This window comes from Rhizobium sp. 01L410, from assembly GCF_056400165.1.
On the sequence record NZ_JBFTST010000013.1, the window covers coordinates 65828 to 92754 of the forward strand.

Consider the following 26927-nt stretch of genomic DNA (forward strand, 5'->3'; position numbering starts at 1 on the left):
AGTCAGGTGCCGCCCGTCTTTTCCCTGGTGCCGGCCTTGCCTTCGGTGATGGCGGCAACCACGTCCCGCTCTGCCTTCGTCAGAAGCTCCTGGGGATCGACCAGCAGTACCATCCGGCCATCGGCCTCGATATGGGCGATGCGGTCGAAGACATCCGTCTGTTGGGAAGAAAACTCGGGCGCTACGGAAACGGCCGCCGCCGGCAGGGCCTTGACCTCCGACACGGTATCGACGACGAAGCCGGCCTGTAGCTTGCCGATCGTCACCACGATGGCGCGCGCGGCGGCTGTCTGCATTGAGGCCGGGCTGTCGAAGCGGCTTCGCTGATCGATCAGGGGAACGGCCCTGCCGCGCAGGTTGATGACCCCGATGACGAAGGCAGGCGCTCCTGGTATGCGAGTGACATCGAGTGGCACCCTGATGACTTCGTCCACCGAGGCGATTGGAATGCCGAAGTTTTCCTCGCCCAGCTGGAAGATCAGGACTTGTTCTACTGCATCGTCCGCTTCAGGCGCTGTGTTCATTGGTGCGGCTCCCGTTTTCTGGCCGATGACCCTTGCGATCTCGTCGTGAGCGAAAAGCTTTTCCGGCGACAGGATCGAGATCAGTCGTCCCCCATCCGCAATCCGGCCGATCGCCGCGATCTGGCCATCGCCGCGCCCACGCTGCAGGACTTCCGGCACGGGATCGATGGCCTGGTCGGGCAGGCGATAGATGACGTCCATCGCGTTGACGACAAGACCGAACAGATCACCCTCACGCTGGACAACCACGACTCGTGCATTTTCCGCTGTCGATCGGGTGATTTCCATGCCCATCAGCGAGGCGAGCGACACCAGAGGCAAGAGGCTATTGCGCAGGGACATAAGCCCCATCACCGCTCCCTGTCCGTTGGCAACGACCGCGACGTCGTCCGGCATGATAGCCACTTCTCTCACGTGCTTGAGCGCCAGTCCGTAAAGCTGGCCGGCGACGTGAAACGACAAGATCGGCGTCAAAGTCACGCTCGCCTGGCTACCTGCGTCGCGTGCGATAGAGCCCGTTCGCCCCGCCTGCGCACGCCGCGTGGTCTTGAACGCGGCATCGAGAAGACCGCTTAAGCCCTCGAGTGGTGCTGCGGTGGTTTCTTCCGAGAGCGTGAGCACGTCATCGACGAGCAGGCCAACCGCTCCACCGTAATCATAGACGATGATCTTGCCGTCATGAGGGGAAGCGCTATCGTCGCCGCTCAGGATCCGCCGCATCGACAGGATAGGTATCGGGCGGCCGCGCAGACTGGCAATGCCACTCAGGGCCGCTGGACCGTTCGGCACCCGGGTGATGTGGCCGGCCCTGACCACTTCCAGAACCCGATCCGCGTCAATCTCGTGGCGTCTCTGTCCGACCCTGAACGCAAGCCGGCGTCGCAGGTCCGCCTGCGGGGGGGAGCTTTCCATCGTGTCAGCTTCCAGACATCTGGAGTTCGTCGGCCAGCGATGCGATCTCCTCGACGGCCGCTGCCAGGTCTTCTGCCCCGCGGGACTGCTGCCGTGCCGCGGTGGCGGCCTGTTCCGAGGCAGCGCTTGCCTCCTGGGCGACGGAGGCGATCTGCTGCGTGCCGACCTGAACCTGCTTGGCCGCAATGAGAATTGCCTGCGCGGCTTCCAGGATTGTGGCATTGCCGCGCACCGTCGTCTCGATATCGGCTTCTGCTACGGACAGAAGATCGACGGTCAGCTTGCTCTTGGCGATCTCCGCCTCGGAAGCCACCATAATCGCTTCCAGCTCGCGCTGGACCGCGAGGATCTGGATCTGGATCGACCGGACAATGTCCTTCACGCCATCGATATTTTCTGCTGCGTCCTGGGCGAGCTTGCGGATATCGGTAGAGACCACGGCAAAACCGCGGCCCGCGTCGCCGGCTCTCGCCGCTTCCACCGAGCCGCTGACGGCCAGCATGTTGGTCTGGACGGCGACAAGCACCATCCGGTCGACGGTGCGTTCGATCTGGAAGCCGATTTCGCCGAGCAAATTAAGGTCTGACAGTGCATTGCGGGTTTCTGTCAGGGCATCGGAGATGCCGGATGCAAGACCCGTCAGGCCCGTTTTGTTTCTTGCCAGCAACGCCTTGATTTCCTGAGCTCGCTCGCTTGCGTTTTCCGCACTAACCTGGGCCTGTGAGGCGCTTTTTTCGATCTGGACCATCGCGGCGTTGGCCTGCTGCGTGGCGGCCGCTTGGGCCTCAGCGCCGCGGCTTATCTGCTCGACGGCGATCAGGATCTCGCTGGCGGCGCCGGAAAGCTCTTGGACGGTCGCGGAAAGTTCCTCGGCGGCCAAACTCAGTTCTTCCGCCCGTGAGGCCCGGCCCCCTTCATTCATGAGCTCGTCGGCAAGGATGGCTAGCGATTGGGCGGTCTTTTGGCTTTCCTCAAGCGCCGAACTCTGCTGCAGGACGGAGCGTTGCGCCTCACTGGCCGCCGCGGACTGTTGCTCTGCGGCTGCCGCCACCGTTTCGGCACCTTTCTGCGCCTCGCGGGTGGCCATCTCCGCCTCGACAGCGGCGATGAGGATAGTCTGGCTGCTCTGCGACAAGGAGGTCAGCCCCGAGCGGACGGCGTGCAGTTCTTCGGCGACCGCCCGTCCCGATACCGTTTGTTCCCGCGCCTTAGCCGCCGCAGCGTTCATGCGCTCGGTAATACGACGGACCCCGTCGACAATGGTCTCGGCATGCTGGTTGACGTTACGCGAACTGCGTTCGGCGACTTCCGCCAGCAAACGGACTTCGTCGGCAACGACTGCAAATCCCCGACCTTCTCCACCGGCGCGGGCGGCCTCGATCGCGGCATTCAAGGCCAAGAGGTTAGTGCGATCCGAGATATCGGTAACAGCGACCGTGGTCGCGGCAATCTTCTCAGCCTGAGATTGAAGTCTTTCGATGATGGCAACGGATGCGATCTGTCGCGAAGCGTTCGTGTCGATGGCGGTGACCGATGTGTCGATCTGTGCGGCGGCTTCCAGCACTGAAGCCTGCAGCCTTTCGGTCCGCGCCCGTGCAGTCTGGGCTTCGGACCGGGCATCACCGAACCTTGATGAAAGTTGCGTAGTTGCGGAGAGGGATTCATGGGCGGCCCCTGCTGCTTCTTCGGCGCCGGCAGCAATCTGCTCGAGTGCGCGATGAAGTTGCTCGGCTGCCGCTGCCGCCTCGGCGACTCCGGTCGACAATTCTTCCGTTGCAGCACCAATGCGCTCGGCCGCCTTCTGCTGGCGAACGCGGGTGCGATCCTGAGAACGGCGGGAGGCCGCCGATTTGTCGCCAACGGCGGTTGCCGCCGGAGCGGATGTTACCAGTTTGCTGGAGGCCGGCTTTGCGCCCAGTTGGGAGGTCTTGACCAGTGCCATAGGATTTCCGTTGTCTTTGGGCCTCGGATGCGCGCCCACGACGGAAGGCGCCGAGCAAGCACAAGGCAGCTAACTCACTTGATTTTTATGGCTTAAAGGGCCTGGTAAAGCAATCTCTCCTGCCCTGCTAACGGACCAGCTCGCGGATATGGTTTATGACGTGACTGACGTCACAAGATTTGGCAGAAATGGAATTCTGGCCGGAAGGCCATTGCTGGGAACCTTGAGGAAGCCCGACGTCACCATGATCGCCATTCCGGAAGGGAGCCATGCACGACCTTGGCCAGCCCCAAGCCGTTTGAAGAGCCAGGCATGTCGATGCCAGCTAAGATCGCTTCGATATCTGGGCAGTCATTCAGAACCGCCGGTGCTTCATCCGCGGTCGCCGTTTCCAAGCTCTTCCATAAGGTTCATGCGGATTAGGAACTCGTCCTCACTAACCGACACAAGATTTGCGTCAGTGGCCATGCCGAGATCGCACCCAAGATTGAAGTGGGTAATTTGCTTTGGAAACGCCAAATCATGCAAACGGTTCGAGGTGGGTAAATAGTTTCATAAGGGACGTGGTCGGCTGTAGGCTATAGGCTCACCACTGTGACAGGGGCGGGCCTTATTCGGTCTTGGGGAGCGGGGAATGAAACAGTACAGTTGGACATTAATGACGCCGGGTTCGCCGCCAGTCGTCGGGCTTGGTGATGTTGATGAAATCGAGCATTCCCTTTCTCTGATGACCCTGCCAGGACTTTCCTCGCCCAAGGCGCTGATCGACCACCTCCAGAAAGACGAAGATGCGAACGGTGCGGCACATTTTCTCCACGGCTCCGGTACGATCGAAGCGTGGAGCTTTGCCTGGATCCTTATCTTCGACTAAGTCCCACCGCCCAAAGCTAAGAAGTGATCTGGCCGTCATCAATACCCGCCGACCTCATCATATGGGAATGTTGGAAGCTGGGGAGGTGTTCGTCGGCTTAGCAAAACGTGATGGCGCGAACTCCATTTATTTTCAAAGCCCTAGGAACATACAGAGGGTGAGACTGTTCTCACCCTGATCACTCGACACACAAGTGTACTCAGTCGTGATGACCTCTCGGTCTTTGTCGAGTGATTTCCTGTATCCTCAACTATAGCGTCACCGTAAAAGGTGGCGCTTTTTTGTTGGAACCATCGAATGCAATCGTGGTTGTAAGCAGTGGACGTCGTTAGAATTGCCCTCCTGACGCGTCCACGCGCTGTGACCTCAACCGCAGCAGAACCCTTGCGGTTGCAGCCGTGAGGGTTTTTCCTTTGAGTCGACCGCCCAAACGGGCCGGGGCTGCTAGCGTCACGGCATCGTTTAGGTTGTTGGTAACATGCGGGCGCTGCGGCACGTTAGCCGATAATCAAGCGCGCGCGGGACTACCGGTCGCGTGCAGTGCGTTCATGATGGCGCATGATCGTGTAATAGCCCGATAGCTCCGGTATCATCCCGGCCATTGCATCGAAGCGCGGATCGTCTTCCCGCAATTCGCCCGCATATTTCGCCCGGAGAAACTGGGCGTGCGCCGCCAGTGCGTCGTCCTCGGCACGGTGCAGGATGGTGAAAACGGGAGCGGGAACCGTCTTGCCCTTGACGATGACACGGTCGAGCTCTGCGATCGTATACCGGCCGCTCACCAGGGATGCGGTGGTCTCGCCAAGCAGCAATGCAACGCCATAATTCTTCGAGGCGCCTTCGAGGCGCGAGGCAAGATTGACGCTGTCGCCGAGGCAGGAATAGTCGAACCGGCGGGTGGAGCCCATGTTGCCGACGACGCATTCGCCAGTGTTGATGCCAACGCCCATCTTGAGGACATGCAGCTGCATGCCGCTGGCCTCGGATTCGGCCTCCAGCTCCAGATTCAGCTTGGCAATTTCCTCCTGCATGGCCAGCGACGCGACGACGGCATGCATCGCGTGATCGGGATCGTCGAGCGGCGCGTTCCAGAAGGCCATGATGCAGTCGCCCATATATTTGTCGATCGTGCCGCCATGGTTCATTACCACTTCAGATAGTGGCGTCAGTAGCCGATTGATCAGCGCGGTCAGCTGTTCGGGATCGTCCTTCAGCGTCTCGGCGATGGTCGTGAACCCGCGCACATCGGAGAACAGGATCGAAAGGGTTCGCCGCTCGCCGCCGAGCTTAAGCTGCGAGGGGTCTTCAGAGAGGCGCTTGACGAGGTCGGGCGAGAGATATTGCGAGAAGGCGCGGGTGATCTGCAGCTTGTTGCGCCGCTCCTCGGCGAAGTCGAATGCCGCCTGGCCGAAGACGACGGCGATATAGGCGATTGACGGGCCGAGCGGCGAAACGAAGATATGGCCGAAGCGGATGCCTACGAAACTTGCGGCCGAGAAAAGGCAGACGGCAGTAATGGCCGCCGCCATCGCTAGCCAGCTGGTCGAGCGAAGGACGCTTGCAGCTGCAAGCACGGCGGCCACAAGGATCACTAGGGCGACGAGTGGTAGTCCGGCTTTTTCGATGAAGAAACCGTGGACGATGTTGTCGTAGATCGTCGCCTGGATTTCGACTCCGGCGACCAGCTTGCCGGTGTGCACTGTATAGGGCGTCGCGAATGTATCGGCGCCGCCTTTGTCGATCTCAGGCGCATTTTGTAGGCTGAGGCCGACCAGGACGACGCGATCCTTGAAAAAATCCGGAGGCAGAAAATTCTGCGGGTCAAGCGCCTGATAATAGGACACGGTGGGATAGCTGCGAGACGGTCCGAAGGACTGGATCATCGCATTTTTTGACGTCTTCATTGGCGTCCTGCCAGCTGCAGCAGCCAGCGTTACGGCAAATCCGTCCTTATAGGACGGAATGGTGCGGAAGATGCCGTCGCCGCCGAGATCAATCGAGGCGATCCCGGTTCTTGCGCCGGCAGCGGTAAATTGAGGCAGTGGCGTGGTGCGAATGAGCTGGTCTGCCTGCGGCGCCTGGATCAGCGTCTCGTCGCCGGCCAACACGACATCGGGGCCGACAGCTGCGGTCACCGCGCCGTCGTTATCAGGCGACGAGGGTTCAGCCATGATGATATCAAGCCCGACAGCCTTTGCGCCCGCAGCCCGCAGGGCGGTGATCAGGCGGGCATGCAGACTGCGTGGCCACGGCCATTGTTCGTTGATCTGCGCCAGTGCCGGCTCGTCGATCGCGACGATCACAGGCGCTTCCTCGGGTGGCAGCGGATCATCGACGGTCGAGAGATAGTCGAAGCTCCTGAGCTCCAGCAGCGACCATGCCGGCAGACGCGAGAGCAGCGAAATTGCCACCAGTGTCACCAGTACGAGGACGGCTAGTCTGACCGGACGGCTGGAGACGGGCCAGCCGGTTGGGCGGGTGGATTGTGTCTTTCTGCCCGGCATCAGAAGCGGATCTTCAGGCTGCCCTTGACCGCGCGGCCCCAGCCTGGAACACCAGGCGCCACCTCGAAATCTTCGTCAAGAAGATTGAAGGCCGAAGCTTCGAGGGCAAAGCGCTTGTCGATCGGCTCCCAAATCAGGTTGGCATTAAGGGTCCAGTAGTCGTCGAGCACCTCGGGGCCGAGGATGCCGCCATCACCTTGACGCTCTCCGGTATAGTTCGCTGCAAGCGTTGCCTTGACGTTGGCCTCATTGACCCAGGTCAGAGCGAGTTGCCCGCTTCTCTCCGGAATGTAAGGCAGCGCCTCGTCAAACCCGATGCTGCCAGCATCCTCGTTCTTCGAATGAGAATAGGCCACGGTTGCTGAGACACCGAATCCATAAAGGAGGGCGACGTTTGCGGTTGCGCTAACGCGATCGACATTTGCTTTGCTGATGGTCAAGCCACCCGGAAGATAGGGGAGAAATGGACCGCCGACCGGGTAGGCCAAATCGAGGTCACGAATTTCCTGATGCTGGTATTCGATGCTAGTGAACAAGCGTTCAGTCCATTGCGCGTCCCACTGAAGCGCGATCGTATCGGTGTATCCGTCGATGCCCGAATAAGGTTGATTGGGTTGAATGCCAACGACGCCGATCGGCGACAAGGTCGGGGAGCCCATATCATAGCTTTGCCGCATGAAAGCAGCGCGCAGCCATTGGCCGTCGAGCGGCGCCCAGGCAATGCCCAGGCGTGGCTCAAGCCGCTTCACATCCGTCGAGCCGCCGTCTATGGCCGTTCCGAAGAGTGCGTATTCCGCCTTTAGGTTTGGTGTGATGTCGTGAAGCAGATCGACGTAGGCTTTGCCGCTTCCTATCCGCTCGTCGACCGATGTCCCAAGCAGCGAATCGTCGGCTTTAATATCGACGAACCCGCCCTCTATGCCGTAGCGCCAGGTCAGATCATCGACGCCGTAAAGATGGTTGATTGCCGCGACGTAATTGCGCTGCAGACTGTCTGCGATGCGCGGCGGTGGGGCGATGACTTCCTGCTCTACGTTTTGCTCGGTGCTGGTGTAGAAGAATGCGGCATTGACGACGTTGCGATAGCCGAACGTATGGCTCCAGCCGATACCCGCGGCTGTGGATTTCGTATCGATATCACCGCTCTCGTTATAGCCCGCAGCCGGAAAGTCGATTGCCTGGTCAAGCTTGCTGTCGGAGTGGTTGGCGTAAAGCACGAACCGGTCGTCCGGATTTGGCGTTGCCGTAAGATAGCCGTTGCCGGAAAGGCTGCGGATATCCCCATCAAGGCTGCCGGGGCTAGCGAAAGGGGTTGTCAGGAATGAACCATAGTCACCGCCGTAAGGCGTCTGTTCCCATTTCAGGTTCAGATAGCCGCTGACCGGGAACGGCTCGTTGGCAAAGCCCTGCAGTTCAGCCTCGCCAATCGGCTTGGTTTCACCGGAGGAGTTGATCACGCCGCCGCCGATCGAGCCTTCGAGGAACGGTCGGCGTAGTAGATTGGCCGATCGAGAGCGGCCGGACAGCATGTGCGGGTCAAGAAGCAGGCCCTGCAAGAGCGCCGAAAAGCTGTTGGAGTTCAGCTTGTAGAGATCGATCTCGTCGTCGAAGATCTCGGTAGTGGCGAAGGGGCGAATATTGCCGCGGATAGACTGGTCAACGTAGCCGCTGCCGGCGAAGGGATCGAAGACCGCGTCGCCGTAATATCGGCCCCAAGCATTCAATCCGCGCAGGCGGAAGGCGTTATTGAGCGTTGAGCCGGCATCCTGATTGGCGCCGAGCGAGCCGTAATGGCCGCCGCGCGCCTTCGACCGCCGCAGGAACTCCTGGGCGTAGTCCAGCGCGCCATCGGGGTCGTAGTCGTCGATGGCAACGGCTGTGCGGAAGGAGGAAATGACCGGGTCGTTCCTGTCCAGTCTGTCGGCATTGTCGAGCGCTTGTTCGGATAGAACACGGTCGCCCTTTTCGTAGTGACCGGCAGCGAGCATGAGCTGCGCCTGGGAATGCGCCGGATTGGCGGTCGAGGAGGCCAGCAGGTCGTCGATCGCCTTGTCCATCGCGCCCATCTGCAGATAGTAGCGGCCGCGGGCCAGGAGGGCGATGTCGAAGGCCGGGTCGGCGGCGAGCGCCAGATCGATTTCGCGCTTTGCTTCCTTCATCCGCGACTGGTCGAGATAAAGGATCGCTAGATTGGCGTGGCCGATCGGATCGTCGCGGTCGAGTTCGATGGCACGTTTCAGCGCCGCTTCGGCTTCGCGCGCTGCACCACGGGCATTCTGCAGCAGGCCGAGGTCGTTCCAGGCCATGGAGGAGCCGGGGGCCACCTTGAGCGCGGCATTCAGATCGCTCAGTGCTCCCTCGAGATCGCCCTGATAATCGGCGCGCATGCGGGCGCGGGCCTGCAGCGCATTCGGATCGTCCGGGTCGATCGAAAGCGACCTGTCGATCGCCTCCTGCATCTGGACGCGATCGTTGATCAGCAGCGCCAGCTGCGCGCGCAGGGCAGGGAGCGTCGAGTCATCGGGATAGCGCGCTTCGGCCGCCTTCATCGTTGCGATCGCAGCCGGAATATCTTCCAGGAAGCCTGCCGTATAGGCTTTCATCACGGCGGCGTAGGGGCCGGTGACATTGGCCGGTGGATGTTCGTTGCGGGATGGATCCTGCAGCGAGCGGGCGTAGTAGCCGCCATAGGCGGCGATGCTGCGGCGGAGCGGATCGAGGCCGCGTTCGGCTCTCACGAACAGTTTCGCCGCCTCGCTGTAGCGCTTTTCGGCGCCTGCGATCAGCGCCTCAATGAGATCGGCACGGGCGCGTTGTGTTGCGGACAAGCGTAAGGCACGCGCTCTCGCAAGCGAGTTCAGCGCCTTCTGCCGGCCGTCGAGCGATATCTGTATTTCCGCCAGCGTCAGCCAGTCTTCGGCGTTTCGCGCCTCCTCGGCCTTGTCTTCGATACGGCTGCGTTCGCGGCGCATCGTTTGCACCGGCAGGGGCGAGGCCGGCATGAAGGTGAAGCCGCTGCGCAGCGTCAGGTAGAACAGCATCTGCTCGCGATCGTCAGGCGTGACGATGACGAGCTTGCGTGGCGCTTGGCCAATCGTCGCCACCGCGCCTTCGCCTTCGGCTACCTGCACGCTGCCATAGTCGTTCTTCAGCTCGACCTGGCCCTCGAGCACGATCAGCGAAGTCTGGTCGCCCTTGACCGTCAATGTCCAGTCGGTGCCGCGGATGGCGGCGGCCGCCGCCGGCGTTTCCACCGTCAACCCCGTGCCGCCGCGCTGGGCGCGGGCCCACATGGTTCCGGATTGCAGGTTGAGAACGGTGTCGCCCTGCCGGGCCATCTGCTTTACCTGGAGCGCCGAGTTGCGGCCTAGGCGCACCTGGGTGCGGTCTGCAAACAGTATGGCAAGCTGGCCGGTCGCATTGGTGCGCAGCACGTCGCCGCCAAGCAGATCCTGGTGAAGATCGACATCCTGCCAGTTGGAAAGATCGACGAAGCGGACTTCCTCGCCCATCTTCCGGTCGATCACCGATCCGGCAGCCGGCTCGGCACGAAACAGCGGCTCGGCACCGGCCGGCAGCGCAGCAACGGATGCGGCCACCGTCAACACCATCATGGCGGACATGGAATGTGTAAAGCTACCCCTCATAGCAAAGCGTTTGTCCTCGCCGTCGCGAAAAGTCAATAGAAGTTGTACCGCTCATCTTGCTTTGGCGGCTAAGTGTAATATCAGGGAGACACTTGACGGTGGAGATGTTTGGGTGAGCGATCTTGAAGGTGCTACTGAGTTGATGGAAAGTTTTCCTTCGACGAATGACATAGGATCGGAATATTTCGATCATATCAAGAAGATAAACGATATCTTCTACGACCAGATCAAGATATCTGATCAGAAGGCGGCTTACATCTTCACCTTCATGCTTGCGTTCCTCGTTAGCTCGGGGGATGTCAGGGCCGTCTTTACATGGACGCGCTATGTCGGTGGCGATCCAAAGACACTGCTGTTCTCCGGGCTTCTGGCTGCGGCATCGGTCTTCTCGATTCTATCGGCGATACTCGTCGTGTTGCCTCGTCACGTGAACAAGTCGACTTCGATGTTCTGGGGAACCTGGGGCAAGCACCGGCAGCTTTTCTGGGAAGCGGCTGCGCGCCACGACCAGCGTTACCTCTTTGCCGAGTATCTCGACAACGCTGATATTCTCTCGGCGATCGCTCGCGGCAAGTACCGCTGCGTGACGCTCGCCTTCCGCGGACTGATGGTGACTGTAGTCGCCTATGTGATGTTGCTTATCGCGGCCTGATATGTCTGCGTATGACGGTCCCCCAGCGTACTGCTTAAAGCCGAATGTGACCTGCGTCTCCTGAAGTGGTCCCGTACCATCCGTTCAATGGTAGGCCAAAAATCGGCCATGGCCGTCGCTATCGAAGGACCATACCGCTCCATCACGCTATGATCGTTGAGGCTGCTCTCGTCCTAGGTTCGACGCAGCGCGATCTCGCTCCCAAAGCAGGCGTATCCTATAGTTCGCTGCGCCTTTTCGAGGAAGCTGGCAAGATCTCGATCGAAGCCCTGGTCAAGATTGCTTTCGTGCTTCGTGCCGAAGTCGAATTCGGCCAGTTGTTCCCCCCGCAGGCGCCCAGAACCATTGATGACGTCATCGACCGGCCACTGAGGAAAAGGGCGCGCAATCGTGAAATTCGAACCTGTCAACAAATGGCTGTGATGATTGATCTGGAGGGGCGGTCGCGCAAGCTCGGTACTTGGCGTGAAGCGGCACCGAGAGGCGAAGCAATTTCGAATATGCGCCCGACATTCTAGCCGTGCCGCTGCTGATCGCCAAGGCAGCTTCGATACCAGCACGAATTGCGAACGAGATCATCAACGAGCTTCGAGCAACCGTGGGCCGTTGGCCCGCCTTCGCCTCCGAAGCCGGGCTGCTTTTATCCCGGTTGAAGGAACTAGACCGCATATTGAACAGCCGATGAGGTTTCTGGAAGCAACCGAGGCTGACCAACCAGACAATAAACGTTCCGGCATCTGGTTCGCGGCATAGAGCCGTGGTTCATTCGTATTTTATTAAATATGTCTGCGAATACTCCTGTCTGAAAGACGATCTATTCGGGTCGCTGCGAGTTCATCTCGTGACCACGGAGCGAAACTGACATGTATCAGCGCACAGTTCTCATCGTTGAAGACGAATTTCTCATCAGGATGATGTTGGCAGACACCCTTAGGGATGAGGGTTACGACGTTGTCGAAGCCGAAAATGTCCTTGAGGCAATCGCGGCTCTCGCTCGGCGCAAGATCGACGCCGTCGTTACGGACATTGATATGCCCGGTGGACTGAGCGGGCTCGATCTGGCCGGGATGATCTCGTTGACCAGCATGCCCGTTCCAGTGATCATCGCTTCAGGAGGTCATTGCCTGCGCCCTGACGAGTTGCCTGGCGGAGCAACCTTCATCGCAAAACCCTATCGGCTGGAAACCATTGTCTCGATGGTTGGCGACATGACGGCAATCCTTGATTGCAGGGTAGGCGGAATGCGAAGACAGGTTTCCTGAAGCGTCAGAGTATGAGCATTGGCATTGAACAAGCCGGTGGGAATTAATAATCTGTTAAATTATGTTAGAACTTGAGCGTGGAAAATACTCTGCATGCCACCCCGAGACTGCGCACTGGGACCACACTTGTGAGCATGGATGGATAGCCGCGTTCGGCCGGAGTTTTCAGAGCGAGATATACCGACCGATGGCGCTATCCCTACGCGGTGGGCCCACTTACATATTCCTGATCGCCGCAATGTAGCTGATGCGATCGCCGTCGCCACCGCGCTCGTTCACGGATTAGCAGTTGTGGCGCGTAACATTCAGGATTTTCAGGGAACAGTACTTGTCGGTTCGTGGCGAGCCTAAGGAATTGCCATAAAGATTTGTGAGAGGCGGCGGCAATCACCGTAGAGCCCGGCTGGGATGGAGATTCGCATGCCCAATCTCCAGCATCTGCCTAGAGAGAGCTGATGAATACACAAGGAGCACCCGCTCCCAACGCATCCGGCGTCACACGATCACTTCGACGGAATCGGGATGGTCTAAATCGGCACCTGCAAACGAGTATGCGACCTGCCAATCACGCTGGATAGCTCCTTCAGTTGCTGGCAGCCAGTCGGGTGGAAGTTCAAGGGTTGATGCATAGACGGTTGAACGGCTGGATAACCCCTAACCGCAAATCTCAGCGCGCAGCCATTTTCTCGCCGAAGTCTCTTGTGATCTTTTCCGCTGGAGGATGTCATGAAAGAATACGATCACCGATACGTCGAGCTCACGGCCCACCTCAGATCGGTCGAGGCGTTTTGCGATTTTCTTTCTCAAGGAGGCACGGTCCGCATTGCTGAGCGAGATGGCGGCCCGCTTATTGACGTGACAAATCACGTGGTCGAGAAGCATCGACGCCAAGCTGACGGCCTGCGGCAGACCCGGCGGCACTTGTTCCCCGAAAGAGCGGATGAGGATTTCCGCTCCGAGCTCTACAGCAGCCATTAACTCACGGGTCGGGACGGCTCGAGCCTCGCGGAAGGTAAAGAATGATGCCAGGATGGGTGGGCGCCTTTGCAGTGTTTACAGCAATAGCGCTGATGGTTACACAGCGTCCTGCCGCAGCAGAGAATGTGCTGGAGCGAGCGATCGGTGACGCACAGCCGTGCCGGGCGCTTAAGGTAAACGCATCGAGGTTTGGCATCAGCGTTGAAGTTGGCGTCGACAAGCTAGATTATGTGAAGATCGAGAGACTCGACGTGTCCGTGAACGGTAACCTTGCCGAGGCAAAAGCCCGGGGAACCTTGGCTTGCAAGACATCAGACAATACTTTGGTGCAAGGCGGGTTTTCGGCAACAGCTGATGTCAGCCTGCATTTCGATCTATCCACCTGCAAAACCACGGAAAGCTCGTTCGAGATCATCCGCACCAGTGGCCCGTTCGGCGATATCGTCCAAGGTTTAAAAGATGAAATCGCTCAGGCGCTGCTTCGGGGTCTCCAACGCAACGTGTCCAAACTCTGCCAAAAGTAGTTGTGACGACGATGGCGGTACGGAGCGCGGGGGATCCTCATATCGCACCGCAGATCAAGAACCTCAGGTGAGGCGTGCTAATCCTGCTGGCCCCTTTTGGACGCGTTGCGACAGAGGGCATGGCCGATCCGCAGAGGCATTGCCGAAGCTGGCGAGGGTGCCCTTAAGGCCGCCGTTTCGGAGGGCCGTAAAGGCATAGCGATCAAGGGCGATTTCGCCTGGCTCGGTGGGTACCTGCAACCAGGCGCCAAGCGCAGTGGCGTGGACGATCGAGGCAGACTGGCCTCTCGAGCTTGCTATATAGATAGTGTAAAGTGCGAGATTGGTTAGCCACACAAGTCTCGGACGATGGCTAGTTTTCCAGAAGTTAGCCGGGTGGATTCGCTCGAGAGGACAAAGTGCAAGATATTGAGCGGGGAGCGGCCGATTCTGGAAGATCTGCGGCGTGAGCTTCGCTAGCCGCCCAACCAAAAATCGGGAGATTAACGCGTTGAGAGCGATAGTCATCGAATGGGAACCATTGAATGCCGGCGAAATTTATGTCGCGCATTTTCCGGAGCCATTTCCCATGTCCGATGCTGACTATGCAGCGTTCGAGACCTTGTTCAAAAGCTGGCAGCGCCGACACTGGGACGGTATCGGAGAGACTAGAGTGGATGAAAAAGAGGGACCACTGGCGCTTGTCCGTGGTTTGCGGTTCCTTGGCTATAGAGTCGTCAATAGGGGCAGGCTCCCGCCCGGCCTGTAAGGCCCACTCGACGTACCGTTAGCGCCTGCCTCCGTCACTTGCCCGTTAAGAAAATACAAACTCACTAAGCCGGAGGCAAGTCGCCGAACTGTCTAGCATGGCCCGAGATACAGTTAGATCGGGTGCGATCTCTCCAGCACCGCCAATTGCGGTGCTGGAGAACAGTTCGAGACGATCTCAGTCTCGGTGTTCAGGCATTTGCTTGAGCTGATCCTTGGTCCAACTGGTGACGGCGTGAACATCGCCGTCCTCGTCACGCATAAACTCGAGATCCGAAATCGGAACTGCGACCGGCTTGGCGCCAATGCCGAGGAACCCGCCAACATCGATCACTGCAGATCCGCCGGCGCCGCCAGCAGCATGGATGTGATCGATCTTGCCGACCTTATGATCATCGACGCCGTAGATCGTGGCACCTTCGAGAACGGCGGGCGTCAACTCGGATGCCGTCAGCCGTACGTGGTTTGTATGGTCCATGATTATTTCCTCCTTAGTGGAGCAGGGATAATCAAATCGGTGACCAAATGTTCCGGCATCAGTTGAAGATTGGCGACCAGCGGAGAATTCATTCTTCAAGTATCTGAACATAAATTTTTTTCAGAGATGCGACTGCAGCACGGTGTTGGTGGGACCCGTCTCGATCAGGCCAAGAGAACGGCAAGCGACAACAACAGTGCGGGGAACATCACGACGCCGCCAATTTTCAGAAACGATAGCGCGCTGACTTCGATGCCCTCCCGGCGCAATGACGTCAGCCAAAGGATTGTCGCAAGGGAACCAGTCACCGAAAGGTTTGGGCCGAGATCCACGCCGATTAGCACCGCGCCAGCGATGCGATCGGAGACCTCCGCGGCCTGGACAGCGCTTCCGGCGAAAAGACCGGCAGGCAGATTGTTGATGAGATTAGAAAGCAGGGCGACACCGGTCCCTGCAACTGCGGTTGCTTGCACTTCTGAATGCGCGCCGAGCGTCCTGAGATGGTCCGCAAGTATGGTAGCGACGCCCGTATGATTGACCGCCTCAACGACGACGAACAATCCGCCGACCAAAGGGATGACGCCCCAACTGACATCGCGTAAGACGTTGATTGGGTTTTGCCGGATAACGGCGAGCACGGCCAGCGTCGTTATCGTGCCGGCTATAAACGTAGGCCGCCCCAGGCTGACATGCATCGCTGAGGCCCACAGAAGAGTGGCCGCTGTGACGACCAACCCAAATCCGGCAAGCTGTGCAGAGATGCTGAGATGCGGGCGCGCGATCGCGGTGTCCACGGTGTCAGCGACGAGCGTCCGGCGTTGCGACCAATAAAGCGTCAGATAAGTCACGACGATAGAAGCCATAGACGGGAGCATGAACGTACTCATCCAGCGAGACAGCGATGGCATGTCGCCGCCAGCGAAGATCACCAGATTTGCAGGATTGGATATCGGCAAGACGAAACTTGCGGCATTGGCAACAAAGGCACAGATCAGCAGGTAAGGTAACGGATCCCTGACCTTTGCCGCGCGGCATGCGGCGTAGACAGCGGGCGTGAGAACAACAGCCGTCGCGTCGTTGGACAGGAATGCGGTGACGAGAATGCCGACACCATAAACAAGAGCGAAGAGCCGCGTTGGCGATCCTCTTGCATAGGACGTGGCAATGGCTGCAAGCCAGTCAAACAGCCCTTCTTTCCGGGCAAGCTCGGATAGCAGCATCATGCCGATCAGAAACAGATAGACGTCGGTACCCTTTGCCACCCCGGCCCAGACTTCCATAGGATTGAGGATGCCGGATAGAAGGATGAGCAAAGCTCCGCCAACGGCCCAGATTGCCTCAGGCAGACGAAACGGCCGGACAACAACACCGGCGGCGGTGACGCTCGCGATGGCACAGGTGTAGAAGGATGTGTTCATATCTGTCCCCGTGCTTGGAAGCTATGCGGCTGAGGCGCTGCTCTGACTGCCCGCCGTCTCTGTACGATTTTTGCGGAGCTTGTCGAGCAGCAGATAGATGACAGGTGTCGTATAGAGGGTGAGCAACTGGCTCACAAGGAGACCCCCGACAATTGCGTAGCCGAGCGGCTGCCGCAATTCGGAGCCAGATCCGTGACCGATGGCAAGAGGCAACCCTCCAAGCAATGCGGCCATCGTGGTCATCAGGATCGGACGAAACCGCATCTGTGCTGCCTTGACGATCGAGTCCTCGCTTCCGAGACCTTCTTCCCGCTCTGCCTGGATCGCGAAATCCACTAGCATGATGCCATTCTTCTTGACGATGCCGATCAGCAGGATGACCCCTATCATTGCGACGAGGCCGAAGTCGAAACCTGCCAGTTTGAGTGCAAGCAATGCCCCAAGACCCGCTGATGGCAACGTCGAGAGGATCGTCAACGGATGGATGAGGCTTTCGTACAAGACGCCGAGAATGATGTAGACAACGACGAGCGACGCCAGGATCAGCAAGGGGACGGTTCCGAGCGAATCCTTGAAAGCCTTGGCGCTTCCGGAGAAACCTGTCTGCAGCGAAGCCGGCGGATGCATGTCGGCCAATGCCGTTTCGATTGCCTGCGTCGCTTCGCCAAGCGCGACATTCGGGGCAAGGTTGAACGAGATCGTGACCGCGGGCGACTGACCCTGGTGCGATATGGAGACGGGTGAGACGCCGTCCGTCGACCACTTCGCCACCACGGAAAGCGGAACCAAGGTGCCGTTGCTGGCACGAATGGAAAGCCGGTCCAGCGTTGCAATGTCGCGCTGCAGGTTGGGAAGAACTTCGAGGATCACCCGGAACGTATCCGTTTGCGTCGAGTAGGACGCGACCTGCCGCTGACCGAAGGCATCGTAAAGCGTGTCGTCGATGCCGGAGGGCAAAACCCCGTAAAGCGTTGCTGCGGCGCGATCGATCTTGATCGACAGATTGGGCGCTTCAGCTTGCTGGTCGCTGCCAACATCCCGCAGTTGCGAGACGCCTTGAAGGCGGCTGGTAACCTTCGATGCCCAGGTACCAAGCTCCTCGATATCGGCGTCCTGAAGGGTGAACTGATATTGGGTCTTGGCAGGCCGCGCGCCGATATTGATATCCTGGGCGGACTGCATGAAAAGCTTGATGCCTTGCTGCGCATTCAAAGCCTGGCCGAGTCGTTCGATGACTTGCCTGGCGCTCGCGTCCCGGCTTTCCAATGGGTTCAGTGTAATGTTCACGTGGCCCTGATTGAGCGCGTTGCCGCCATTGCCGCCGCCGATGTCCATGAACACGCTGTAGACCGCCGGATCCTTCAGGATGATGGCGCTAACCCGCTCCTGCAGTTTTGACATCTCCGAGAAGGAAATATCCGGAGAGGCTTGCGATAGCCCGCCAATGAAACCTGTATCTTGCTCCGGAAAGAAGCCCTTGGAGATAACAATGAACAGATAAGCTGTTCCGGCGATCGTCGCGATGAAGACGCCAAGCGTCAATATCCTATGGCGGATCACCGGTCTCAGGCTCGCGATATAAAGCGACGTGAGGCGATCGAAGAACGCTTCTCCGAGGCGGTAGAACCGCCCCCGTTGGCGTTCATCGATCGGGCGGATCAGCTTGGAAGCCAGCATCGGGGTCAACGTCAGCGACACGATGGCGGAAATGACGATCGCGACCGTCAAGGTGATCGCAAATTCGCGAAACAGGCGTCCAACGATGCCGCCCATCAATAGGACCGGGATGAGAACAGCGATCAGCGACAGGCTGATCGAGACGATGGTAAAACCGATCTCACGCGCCCCTCTGCGGGCGGCATCCCTGGGATCGACGCCGTCTTCGATATGGCGGGTGATGTTTTCCAGCATGACGATCGCATCATCGACGACAAATCCGACAGCCACGACGAGCGCCATGAGAGACAGGTTGTCGAGACTGAAACCGAGCACCCACATCGGCGCCAACGCACCGACGAGCGCAATCGGCAGCGTCAGCACCGGAATGATCGTCGCGCGGAGGTTTCGCAGGAAAAGGAATATCACCACGACGACCAGACCAATCGTCAGCATCAGCGTGAATTGAACATCATTGACTGATGCCCTGATCGTTGTCGTGCGATCAGTGACGAGCTCGAGCTTGATCGACTTGGGCAGTGACGCCTGAAGCGCCGGGAGCTGTTCCTTCACGGCGTTTACGACAGCAATGACGTTTGCGCCCGGCTGACGGAAGACGTCGAGCGCGATACCGCGCTCGCCATTGGTCCAATGCGCCATCTTGTTGTCTTCGGCGCCGTCGACCGCCTGACCGATATCGCGGATACGAACGGGACCGCCGCTGCTATACGCGATGACTGCGTCGTTCCACTGCGCGCTGCTACCGATCTGGTCATTCGTGTAGATCGGAAAGGTCCTGGTCGGATCGTCGATGTTTCCCTTGGGCGCGCTGAGATTGAGATTGCCGATCGCCGTTCGCACGTCCTCGAGTGTGATATCCGCCTGCGCCAGCCGCCCGGGATCGACCGCGATCCGGATCGCGGGCTTCTGCTTGCCGCCGATGTTTACGAAAGCGACACCCGATACCTGACCGATCTTGGATGCCACATTGCGTTCGATAAACTCATCCAGTTCAGGCAAGGTCAGAACATCGGAGCTTGCCGACAGTTGCATGATGGGTGCGTCGGCGGGGTTCGCCTTATGCACCGTGGGCAGAGACGTCATGTCCTTCGGAAGCTGACCAGCCGCTTCGCTAATTGCCGTCTGAACGTCGCTTGCGGCCGTCTGGATATCATGGTCGAGTCCAAACTGCACCGTGATCGAGGTCGTGCCGAGCGAACTGTTCGAGGTCATTTCGGATATGCCGCTGACGCGCGACAACGCGTCTTCGATCGGCTGGGCGACGCTCGCAGCCATGGTCTCAGGCGAGGCGCCGGGAAGGTTTGCTGCGATCTGGATCGTCGGGAAGTCGATCTGCGGCAAAGCCGAGACCGGCATAAACGGATAACAGATGGCCCCGAGAAGGAAGATGCCGCACATGATCAGCCCGGTCGCGACCGGATGAACGATAAAGAAATCGAAAAATCCTGCTGGTTCTCCGGGCTTACGCTCGCGATCGATCATTATGGCGTTGCCTTGTCTGCGAGCTCACCTGCCGGGGAGCCGGTCCATGGGGTGACCGAAACCAACGCGCCGTCGCCGATGCGTGACTGACCGTCCATGACGACCTGATCGCCGTCGCCGATGCCTTCTGTAACCAGCGCCATCGCATCGGTGACGAAGGCGGTCTTGACCGAGCGGCGGACGGCTTTTCCGCCGGCGCCGACGACGTAGGCGTAGAGTCCGTCGCGACCGCGGGCGAGCGCCTTGTCAGGAACAATGACACCAGTGCGTTTCTCGACCGTCAGCGTTGTTGCGACGGGCAGACCGGGCCAGAGCACCGCCTTCGCATTGTCGAATGTCGCCTTGAGATGGATCGAGCCGTTCGAGGCATCGACGGAGTTGTCGAGAGTGGTCAGTTTCCCGGTGGCAAGTGTGCGGCTGCCGTCGGTGCTCGTCAGTTTGACCTCTGCTATACCCTGATTCAGAGCGTCCCTGATCTCGCCAAACTTGTCGCCCGGCGCCCCGAACGATACCCCGATCGGATCCATCTGCGTGATCGTCACGATGCCAGTCGTGGAGCTCGCGTTTACGACGCTGCCGACATCGACCTGCTTGAATCCGGTGCGTCCTTCAAAGGGGGCGGTGATCGTGGCAAACCCGAGCTGGGTTTCCGCGCTTTTGATAAGCGCGTCGTCATATTGGACGGCCGCCGCATATTGTTGACTCGACGCGGTCTTTTGCTCAAGCGTCGAAGCCGACGCAACGCCCTTCTCGGCGAGTGCCGCATACCGCTGTGCGTCTGTCCGGGCACTGTTTAGCTGCGCCTCGTCCTGGGCCTTTTTCGCCTTTGCAGACGCGAGAGCGGAAATCAATTCGCGATCGTCCAGCTTCAGAAGAACACTGCCTTTTTGCACCATCTGCCCTTCAGCAAAGGAGATGTCGACGACTTGCCCGTCGATCCTGGGCCTGACCGTCACAGACTGCAGGGGTGCAACGGTTCCGATGCCATTGATAACGCGGTCGATCGTTCCCGTCCGCGCAGCGATTGCGGTTACCGGCACTGCGGCGGCATCGGCTGCGATTGCTGAACCGCCTTGAAAGGCCGCCGTAACGACGCATGCCGTGAAGAAGACGGACTTGCCAGGAGAGGCAAGCAATTGAACAATAGGTTTGATCATGCGTGCCACTCCCGGAAATCCGCCAGATAACGCGCGCCGAAGATTTTGGTTCAACGGCGCGCCAGGCGTCGTTTTGGAAGCTTTAGGGCTTTATCTTGCGCAACAAATCGGCGATCGGCTCGCCGTGCGGGGGAGGTCCAGGCGGCGGGCGAAGGGCGTCGGTTTTGCCATCCTGATGAATGACGTAGCTCGCATGCAGGAACCCGTCGTCGAAGCGGCCCTGGACACTGATGGGTTCGCCGACAGCAACGAGCTTGCCGTCATCGCCGGCCGGACCGGTCTCGATCAAGGCCTTGCCGGTTTCGTCTTGAACGATGAACTTGTTACCGTAGATCTCCGTGACCTTGCCTTTGAGCGTCACCACGCCCCAATCGTCCTTGAGGCTGGAGATCGAGGTGGGCGTCAAGGGTGCAAGCTCGATGCCGGGCCGGGTGAATTTCATTGCCGCGGCACCGCCGGCCGCACCGATTGCAAGAACCGCAAAGGCCGCAATTCCAAAAGCCGCCAGATGCGTTGCCGGCCGGCGCGGGCTGCCCCTGCGGGCCTGCCGCTCAGGCGAGGTGTCGGGAGCGTCGTTTTCCATGGACATGATGCTGTCTCCAGTTCGTTTTGACTGGAGGATGGTAGGCGTGTCCAGATCGACGCAGGCTGAACGTCGCGGTTCAGTTTCAGTTAAGCAAACGCGCCCTAGTTCTCACAAAGACATCAGAGAAACTGGGTTCACGATGCGCATATTGCTGGTCGAAGACGACGGATGATGGGCCGGGCATCGACGCTGGCTTTGGCCCCGAGGCGGTCTCACCTGGCGTGCGGCTGGATGAGACTTCCCCGGACACGGTTTCGGCCTTTCGATAGCACGGGGAGCTTGTCGGGCTCTTCGGCGGACCGCTTCATCTCAAGCAGAGGGAAGGTGGAGGACTGGCAGCGACCGTTGAATTTCCGGCATCCTCTGGCCTGCTCAAGCCGTCACAGTGATGTGTTGCCGCAACGTTCTTGGGTGCGAACGGACCGGCGCTCAGGAAGTTCGCCGGACTTGTTCAATTCGAAACAGCGACGGCCTCCGCGGACTCGCGCAAGTATGCCGCCTGGGCACGTTAACTCGGTGTCCGTGGAGACAAGATTGCATTGTTAGTGGAGTTGTTCAACTCTTCTGTCATCCCTCCGGAAGGCCTGCCTTGCGGAAACCGTCGACAAAATGGTCTCCTACAGATGGATCACGCAGCGGTTGGGAACTGAGCCAATGGTTGATCGTGAAATGGGGGTGGGCGATCAAGAACAGCTCTGCCTCGCGACGAGCCTCTTCTAGGTCGTCCAATTGTGCAAGCGAGGCAGCAAGAAATTTACGTGAGTTGGTTCGGTAGGTTTCATCCCGGCGGAGAGTGGCCTTCGCCCCGTCATAATTGCGGGCAGCGTATTGGGCCTGTCCAAGATGACAAAGATACCAGCAGGGTGGATGTGGATTGAGCCGCAGGGCCTTCTCGATCTGTGCTAGTCCGTCGGCGACCCTGCCGTCGAGAACTGACATGTCCGACATCGCAGCCCAGGTATCAGCATGGTTGGAATCCAGCTCCAAGGCCTTGGCGAAGGCCGCCTCTGATTCCTCCCATCGCCGCTCGTAAGCTAAAATGGTCCCCAGAACATAACGGCACCCGGCATCGTTTGGATCTAGGCTGACTGCTCTCTGCGCGAACGTCGTCGCTGTCCGGCGATTGAGATCTTCCGATTCTCCAAAATGAGTCCAGGCGAGCCACCGATTATAGGCGAGCAGCCCAAGTGCCTCGGCATATGATGGCTCAAGCTCAACTGCACGTTGCAGAAGCATATAGGCCTCGCGCGCGGTATGCGGCGATTCTTCCGTCAGACTGCGAGCGCGCACACAAAGATTGTACGCCTCAAAGTGCTTCGGCCGATTACGTTGTATCGGCACAGCCAGGCGTCCGACAAGCGCCTCAACAATCTTGGCGTTAACTTCGTCCTGTAGCTCGAAGACATCTTCCATCGTCCTGTCAAAGCGATCAGCCCACAGGTGCTGGCCGGCACGGGCATCGAACAACTGCGCATTGATGCGAACACGGCCCGCTGAGCGTCTCGCGCTCCCTTCCAGGACAAAGCGGATGCCGAGGTCCTGGGCCACCACCCGCACGTCGATCCGCTTGCCCTTGTAAGCGAACACCGAGCTGCGCGCGATGACGAACAGTCCAGGCCTTCGAGAGAGGTCGGTGATCAGATCCTCTGTCAAGCCGTCGACAAAATAGCCGTCCGCTTCATCCCCGGTTATATTGGTGAAAGGCAGTACCGCGATTGAGGGGCCATCGGGCAGCGGTAAGATGCTTTGCAACTGATCTGGCCAGTGCCAGACGTGGACCGGGCGGATAAGGTTCTTCAGGTGGCATTGGCCTGCGTCAAAGAACCGCTCGTCGATGCTGCCGGCGATCTCGCCATGAACGTCAGCTGAAATGCAAATGCCGCCCGGTGCGGCCGCCGTTTGAAGGCGCGCCGCGACATTTACCCCGTCGCCAAGCAGATCTGAACCGTCGTCGATGACATCCCCCAGGTTCACGCCTATCCGCAAGAGGAGGCGCCGGTCTCCGAGATCCTCAACAGCAAGGGTGGCTCGTTGAATTTCCAACGCTGCTTTGACCGCATCCATTGCGCTACCGAACTCGATCAGGAATCCGTCGCCCAGAACCTTGAAGATGCGACCTTTGTGGCGCGTCGCAGCAGGCTCGATAATTCCAAAGCGCAGCTCCCTGACGTTCGCCAAGGTTGCGGCTTCATCGGCTTCCATAAGGCCCGAATATCCTACCACGTCAGCAACGACAATGGCAGCAAGGCGGCGTTGAAGAGATTGATCTGTCATATGAAGACAAGCCTAACGACCTGCCTCGTAAGGTACTGTTCACCCGCAGATCAGTCAACAAGCCGAAAAATACGATCGTTTCGCAGACCAGCGAATAGAGATCTGCGCCTTTGGAGGTCTCGGTTCACCAGGCTAGACATCGAGTTATAAAGAAAGCCCATATCTCGTTTCTTGGAGATCGCACAGGTATCACACAGACCATTGGATACCCGTCCCGCCCATCGCCTACCTTCTTCCAGGCGGATTGGTCCTGCTCCATTCCTCGTATTCACTGCGGGCATCGTCGTGCAGTGGATAATAGCGTTGCAGAGATCCGCCCTGCATGAGTTTCATCCGCGAAAATTCTTCCCAGTCGTGATGCGTTTGCGATTCTTCGATAACCTTGCGGGCCATCGCGACGGGAAGCACCACCACGCCGTCATCATCAGCCACGATGATGTCACCTGGAATTACCGTGACACCGCCACAGGCAATCGGAACATTGACAGCGTTAGGGTAGATGCTCGTCTGGACGTGATAATTTGGCGTCCAGCCGCGAAGCCACAGGGAAAGATCCAGCTTTTCGACATTGGGCCTGTCTCTCATGCATCCGTCGATGACGATGCCAGCACCGCCGCGGCCTTTGAAATAGGTCGACATCATGTCGCCGAAGACGCCGGAGCTCATGTCGCCACGTGCATCGACGACGACGACATCGCCTTCCTGGACGTGGTAGAGGACGTGGCGATGCAGCTGCGTTTCAGGATCAGCATACTCTCCTTCGCTAAAGAGATCCGGCCGCTGGGGCATGAACTGGAGCGTCAGTGCCGGTCCGACGATCGACTTGCCTCGCCTCTGTGAAGTGGGACCGACCATGTGCGGATTGCGAAACCCCATATGCCCGAGTGTGCCGGCAATCGTCGCCGCGCCAATCTCCTTTAATGCATCGATCAATTCCTTGGGCGGTCGCGTAATGTCGGGCGTCTGCGTCATGACAAGCTCCAATGTTGAGTGGATTACCAGTTGGTGACGGAACCATCACGGCGCCTGAGGTGAGGGGCTTCCCAGAAGCGGAAGCTTTGTGCCGCAATTGCATCCTCGTTTACCTCAACGCCGAGCCCAGGCAGGGCGTTGACCGGGTAGTCGGTCCCGTCGAGCCTCGGCTGCACGGGAAAGAAGTCAGAGTTATCAAAGCCAAGTTTCGTCTCAGGAGCTCTGGTCTCCAACCAAGCAAAGTTAGCTACAGCAGCCGCAAAATGGATCGTCGCGGCCGTGCATACAGGACCAAGCGGATTGTGCGGCATCAGATCGACATAATGCGCCTCACTCCAACCGGCGACCTTCATAGCTTCGGTAAGGCCGCCGACATTGCAGACGTCGATCCGGTTGAACTGGTGAAGATCTTGCTCGATGAAGGGTAGAAACTGCCATTTGCTGGCGAACTCTTCCCCTATGGCAAATGGAATGTTGGTCATCTTGCGCAAGGATTCATATGCGCTTGGGGTCTCATCCCTGATTGGCTCCTCAAGAAAATCCAGTACGCCACTCCCGAGCTTGCTGCAGAAGCTTGCAGCTTCCGCAACCGATAGCCGGTGATGATAGTCGATGCCGAGGACGACGTTGTCGCCCAGAACCTCGCGGGCCTTGTTCAGCACCGCCGCAGTCGCGCCAATCGACTCTCGTGGTTCGAAGACCTCGCGGTTGCTTTGTCCGGCCGGAAAGAAGCGGATCGCCTGCCAACCCTGTTCGCGCAGCTCGCTCGCACGGTCAATCGCAGCATCGCCCTCCGCCTCATCGCCGGTAGAGGCAAAGGTCGGTATGCGCTCGCGCTGTTTGCCACCCAGAAGGTCGTAGACCGGTACGCCCAGCGCCTTACCCTTGATGTCATGGAGGGCAATATCGATCGCGGAAATCGCTGCCTGCAAAACGCGCCCGCCTTCGAAATACTGGCTGCGATAAAGCTCTTGCCATATCCGCCCTATCTGCATCGGATCGCGGCCGATCAGGAATTCGCGATAATGTTCGATTGCGCCCGCAACTGCTTGCTCTCGTCCGCTTAAGCCGCTCTCGCCCCACCCGAAGATCCCGCAATCTGTTTCGACTTTGACCAGCATCTGATTGCGGATGCCGACCCAGATCGGATATGGCTTGATCGCCGTGATTTTAAGTTTCGTCGTCATCGGCGCCTCGTGTTGCGCATGCGCGTCATCTCAATCTGCCTTGAGAGCCATTTCTGTTTCGCCGTCGAACAAGTGGATCCGCTCCTGATCGAACTCTAGCCAGATCGGTTCATCTGGTGCGACGACAACGGCTGGCGGCACGCTGATATTGACGATAGCGCCGGACAGGAAGGCCTGTACGAAAGTGACGTCTCCTGTCGGTTCAACCGTGTAGGCTTTGGCGGGGACCGTACCTGGGGTCGCAGTCTTATGCAGTTTGATGGTCGAATGACGCGCACCGAGCACGACCTTCTTGGATGTCGCTTTGGCGACCTTCCGGGCATTCTCCGGCGAAAGTTCCAGTCGCCAACCTTCCGCGCTGGTCAAGACCGTATTGCCTCCTGCGGTGGATGCTTCCAGCGGAACGAGGCTCATCGCCGGACTGCCGACGAAGCTTGCCACGAACATGTTCACCGGATTGGCAAAGACTTGTGCCGGCGTATCGTATTGCTGCAGATAGCCACCGTTCATCACCGCCATCCGGTCGGCCATCGTCACCGCTTCAAGCTGATCGTGCGTCACGTAGATGATTGTGGCTTTCAGATCTTGGTGAAAACGCTTGATCTCCGAACGCATCTGCACGCGGAGCTTCGCGTCGAGATTGGAGAGCGGCTCGTCCATCAGGAACACGGCCGGATCGCGTACGAGGGCGCGGCCGAGCGCCACGCGCTGCTGTTGGCCGCCCGAAAGCTCCCGCGGCTTGCGCTCAAGCAACTGCGTCATGTCCAGGACGCGTGCAGCTTCCCTGACTTTCCTGTCGATCTCGTCCTTTGGCAGTTTGCGCATCTGCAGCGGGAAGGCCAGGTTTTTATAGACCGACTTCTGAGGATAGAGAGCGTAGTTCTGGAACACCATCGCGATGTCCCTGTCCTTGGGGTCGAGATCATTGACCACCCGGTCGCCGATGACAATATCGCCAGACGTCACAGACGTCAGCCCCGCCACTAAGTTGAGCGTTGTCGTCTTGCCGCAGCCTGACGGGCCGACGAGTGCCACGAACTCGCCGTCGTTAACAGTCAGCGAGACGCTCTTCACAGCATTGAAGCTGCCATAATTCTTGATCAGATCTTTGAGGACCACATGGGCCACGAGCA

General features: G+C 59.0%; 19 protein-coding genes. 6 read left to right on the top strand and 13 right to left on the bottom strand.

The annotated features are described in order from the left end of the window. Positions 1 to 2 precede the first annotated feature (2 nt). A complete protein-coding gene (locus AC1DV9_RS24135) occupies positions 3 to 1436 on the bottom strand; it encodes a chemotaxis protein CheW (RefSeq protein ID WP_477950313.1) in 1434 nt (477 codons plus the stop codon). 4 nt (positions 1437 to 1440) lie between these two features. Then, on the bottom strand, positions 1441 to 3378 hold the full coding sequence (locus AC1DV9_RS24140) for a methyl-accepting chemotaxis protein (protein WP_477950314.1): 1938 nt from the start codon (positions 3376 to 3378) through the stop codon (positions 1441 to 1443). 634 nt (positions 3379 to 4012) lie between these two features. On the opposite strand from AC1DV9_RS24140, the gene AC1DV9_RS24145 reads away from it, so the two are divergent. Further along, positions 4013 to 4249 carry a hypothetical protein gene (locus AC1DV9_RS24145; protein WP_477950315.1) on the top strand — a complete coding sequence of 79 codons (237 nt, stop codon included), beginning with the start codon at positions 4013 to 4015 and terminating at the stop codon, positions 4247 to 4249. 524 nt (positions 4250 to 4773) lie between these two features. Here the strand turns inward: AC1DV9_RS24145 and AC1DV9_RS24150 are convergent. Together AC1DV9_RS24150 and AC1DV9_RS24155 are read right to left on the bottom strand one after the other, a co-directional pair. Next, positions 4774 to 6753 (bottom strand): CHASE2 domain-containing protein, encoded by a 1980-nt coding sequence (locus AC1DV9_RS24150; protein ID WP_477950316.1) that lies wholly within the window; start codon positions 6751 to 6753, stop codon positions 4774 to 4776. Continuing rightward, entirely contained in the window at positions 6753 to 10400 is a 3648-nt protein-coding gene (locus tag AC1DV9_RS24155; RefSeq protein WP_477950317.1) for a FecR domain-containing protein, read from the bottom strand. Before AC1DV9_RS24155 ends, AC1DV9_RS24150 begins: the two co-directional genes overlap by 1 nt. A gap of 112 nt (positions 10401 to 10512) precedes the next feature. On the opposite strand from AC1DV9_RS24155, the gene AC1DV9_RS24160 reads away from it, so the two are divergent. From AC1DV9_RS24160 to AC1DV9_RS24180, 5 genes are all read left to right on the top strand, one after another. After that, entirely contained in the window at positions 10513 to 11052 is a 540-nt protein-coding gene (locus tag AC1DV9_RS24160) for a Pycsar system effector family protein (RefSeq protein ID WP_112515438.1), read from the top strand. Positions 11053 to 11201: 149 nt separating this feature from the next. Further along, entirely contained in the window at positions 11202 to 11570 is a 369-nt protein-coding gene (locus tag AC1DV9_RS24165) for a hypothetical protein (RefSeq protein WP_477950318.1), read from the top strand. Between the two features lie 345 nt (positions 11571 to 11915). Continuing rightward, entirely contained in the window at positions 11916 to 12314 is a 399-nt protein-coding gene (locus AC1DV9_RS24170) for a response regulator (RefSeq protein ID WP_477950319.1), read from the top strand. Positions 12315 to 13040: 726 nt separating this feature from the next. Next, a complete protein-coding gene (locus AC1DV9_RS24175) occupies positions 13041 to 13292 on the top strand; it encodes a hypothetical protein (protein WP_112386811.1) in 252 nt (83 codons plus the stop codon). A 92-nt stretch (positions 13293 to 13384) separates the two neighbouring features. Then, positions 13385 to 13816, top strand: a complete 432-nt coding sequence (locus tag AC1DV9_RS24180) for a hypothetical protein (protein ID WP_477950369.1) — start codon at positions 13385 to 13387, stop codon at positions 13814 to 13816. Between the two features lie 925 nt (positions 13817 to 14741). Here the strand turns inward: AC1DV9_RS24180 and AC1DV9_RS24185 are convergent. From AC1DV9_RS24185 to AC1DV9_RS24225, 9 genes are all read right to left on the bottom strand, one after another. Then, complete coding sequence (locus AC1DV9_RS24185; RefSeq protein WP_112386813.1) at positions 14742 to 15041, bottom strand: PRC-barrel domain-containing protein; 300 nt, start codon at positions 15039 to 15041, stop codon at positions 14742 to 14744. Between the two features lie 164 nt (positions 15042 to 15205). Beyond that, on the bottom strand, positions 15206 to 16459 hold the full coding sequence (locus AC1DV9_RS24190; RefSeq protein WP_477950320.1) for an arsenic transporter: 1254 nt from the start codon (positions 16457 to 16459) through the stop codon (positions 15206 to 15208). 21 nt (positions 16460 to 16480) lie between these two features. After that, on the bottom strand, positions 16481 to 19618 hold the full coding sequence (locus tag AC1DV9_RS24195; RefSeq protein WP_477950321.1) for an efflux RND transporter permease subunit: 3138 nt from the start codon (positions 19616 to 19618) through the stop codon (positions 16481 to 16483). Next, positions 19618 to 20775, bottom strand: coding sequence for an efflux RND transporter periplasmic adaptor subunit (locus tag AC1DV9_RS24200; protein WP_477950322.1), 1158 nt, complete (start codon positions 20773 to 20775; stop codon positions 19618 to 19620). Before AC1DV9_RS24200 ends, AC1DV9_RS24195 begins: the two co-directional genes overlap by 1 nt. A gap of 82 nt (positions 20776 to 20857) precedes the next feature. Beyond that, on the bottom strand, positions 20858 to 21358 hold the full coding sequence (locus tag AC1DV9_RS24205; RefSeq protein WP_477950370.1) for a hypothetical protein: 501 nt from the start codon (positions 21356 to 21358) through the stop codon (positions 20858 to 20860). Positions 21359 to 21928: 570 nt separating this feature from the next. Then, a complete protein-coding gene (locus tag AC1DV9_RS24210; RefSeq protein ID WP_477950323.1) occupies positions 21929 to 23635 on the bottom strand; it encodes an adenylate/guanylate cyclase domain-containing protein in 1707 nt (568 codons plus the stop codon). 225 nt (positions 23636 to 23860) lie between these two features. Further along, the gene (locus AC1DV9_RS24215) at positions 23861 to 24607 is read right to left on the bottom strand and encodes a ribonuclease activity regulator RraA (protein ID WP_477950324.1); all 747 of its coding nucleotides are present in this window, start codon (positions 24605 to 24607) and stop codon (positions 23861 to 23863) included. Positions 24608 to 24630: 23 nt separating this feature from the next. Then, positions 24631 to 25794 (bottom strand): mandelate racemase/muconate lactonizing enzyme family protein, encoded by a 1164-nt coding sequence (locus tag AC1DV9_RS24220; protein ID WP_112386819.1) that lies wholly within the window; start codon positions 25792 to 25794, stop codon positions 24631 to 24633. A 30-nt stretch (positions 25795 to 25824) separates the two neighbouring features. Then, positions 25825 to 26922, bottom strand: coding sequence for an ABC transporter ATP-binding protein (locus AC1DV9_RS24225; protein ID WP_477950325.1), 1098 nt, complete (start codon positions 26920 to 26922; stop codon positions 25825 to 25827). Positions 26923 to 26927: the final 5 nt, after the last annotated feature.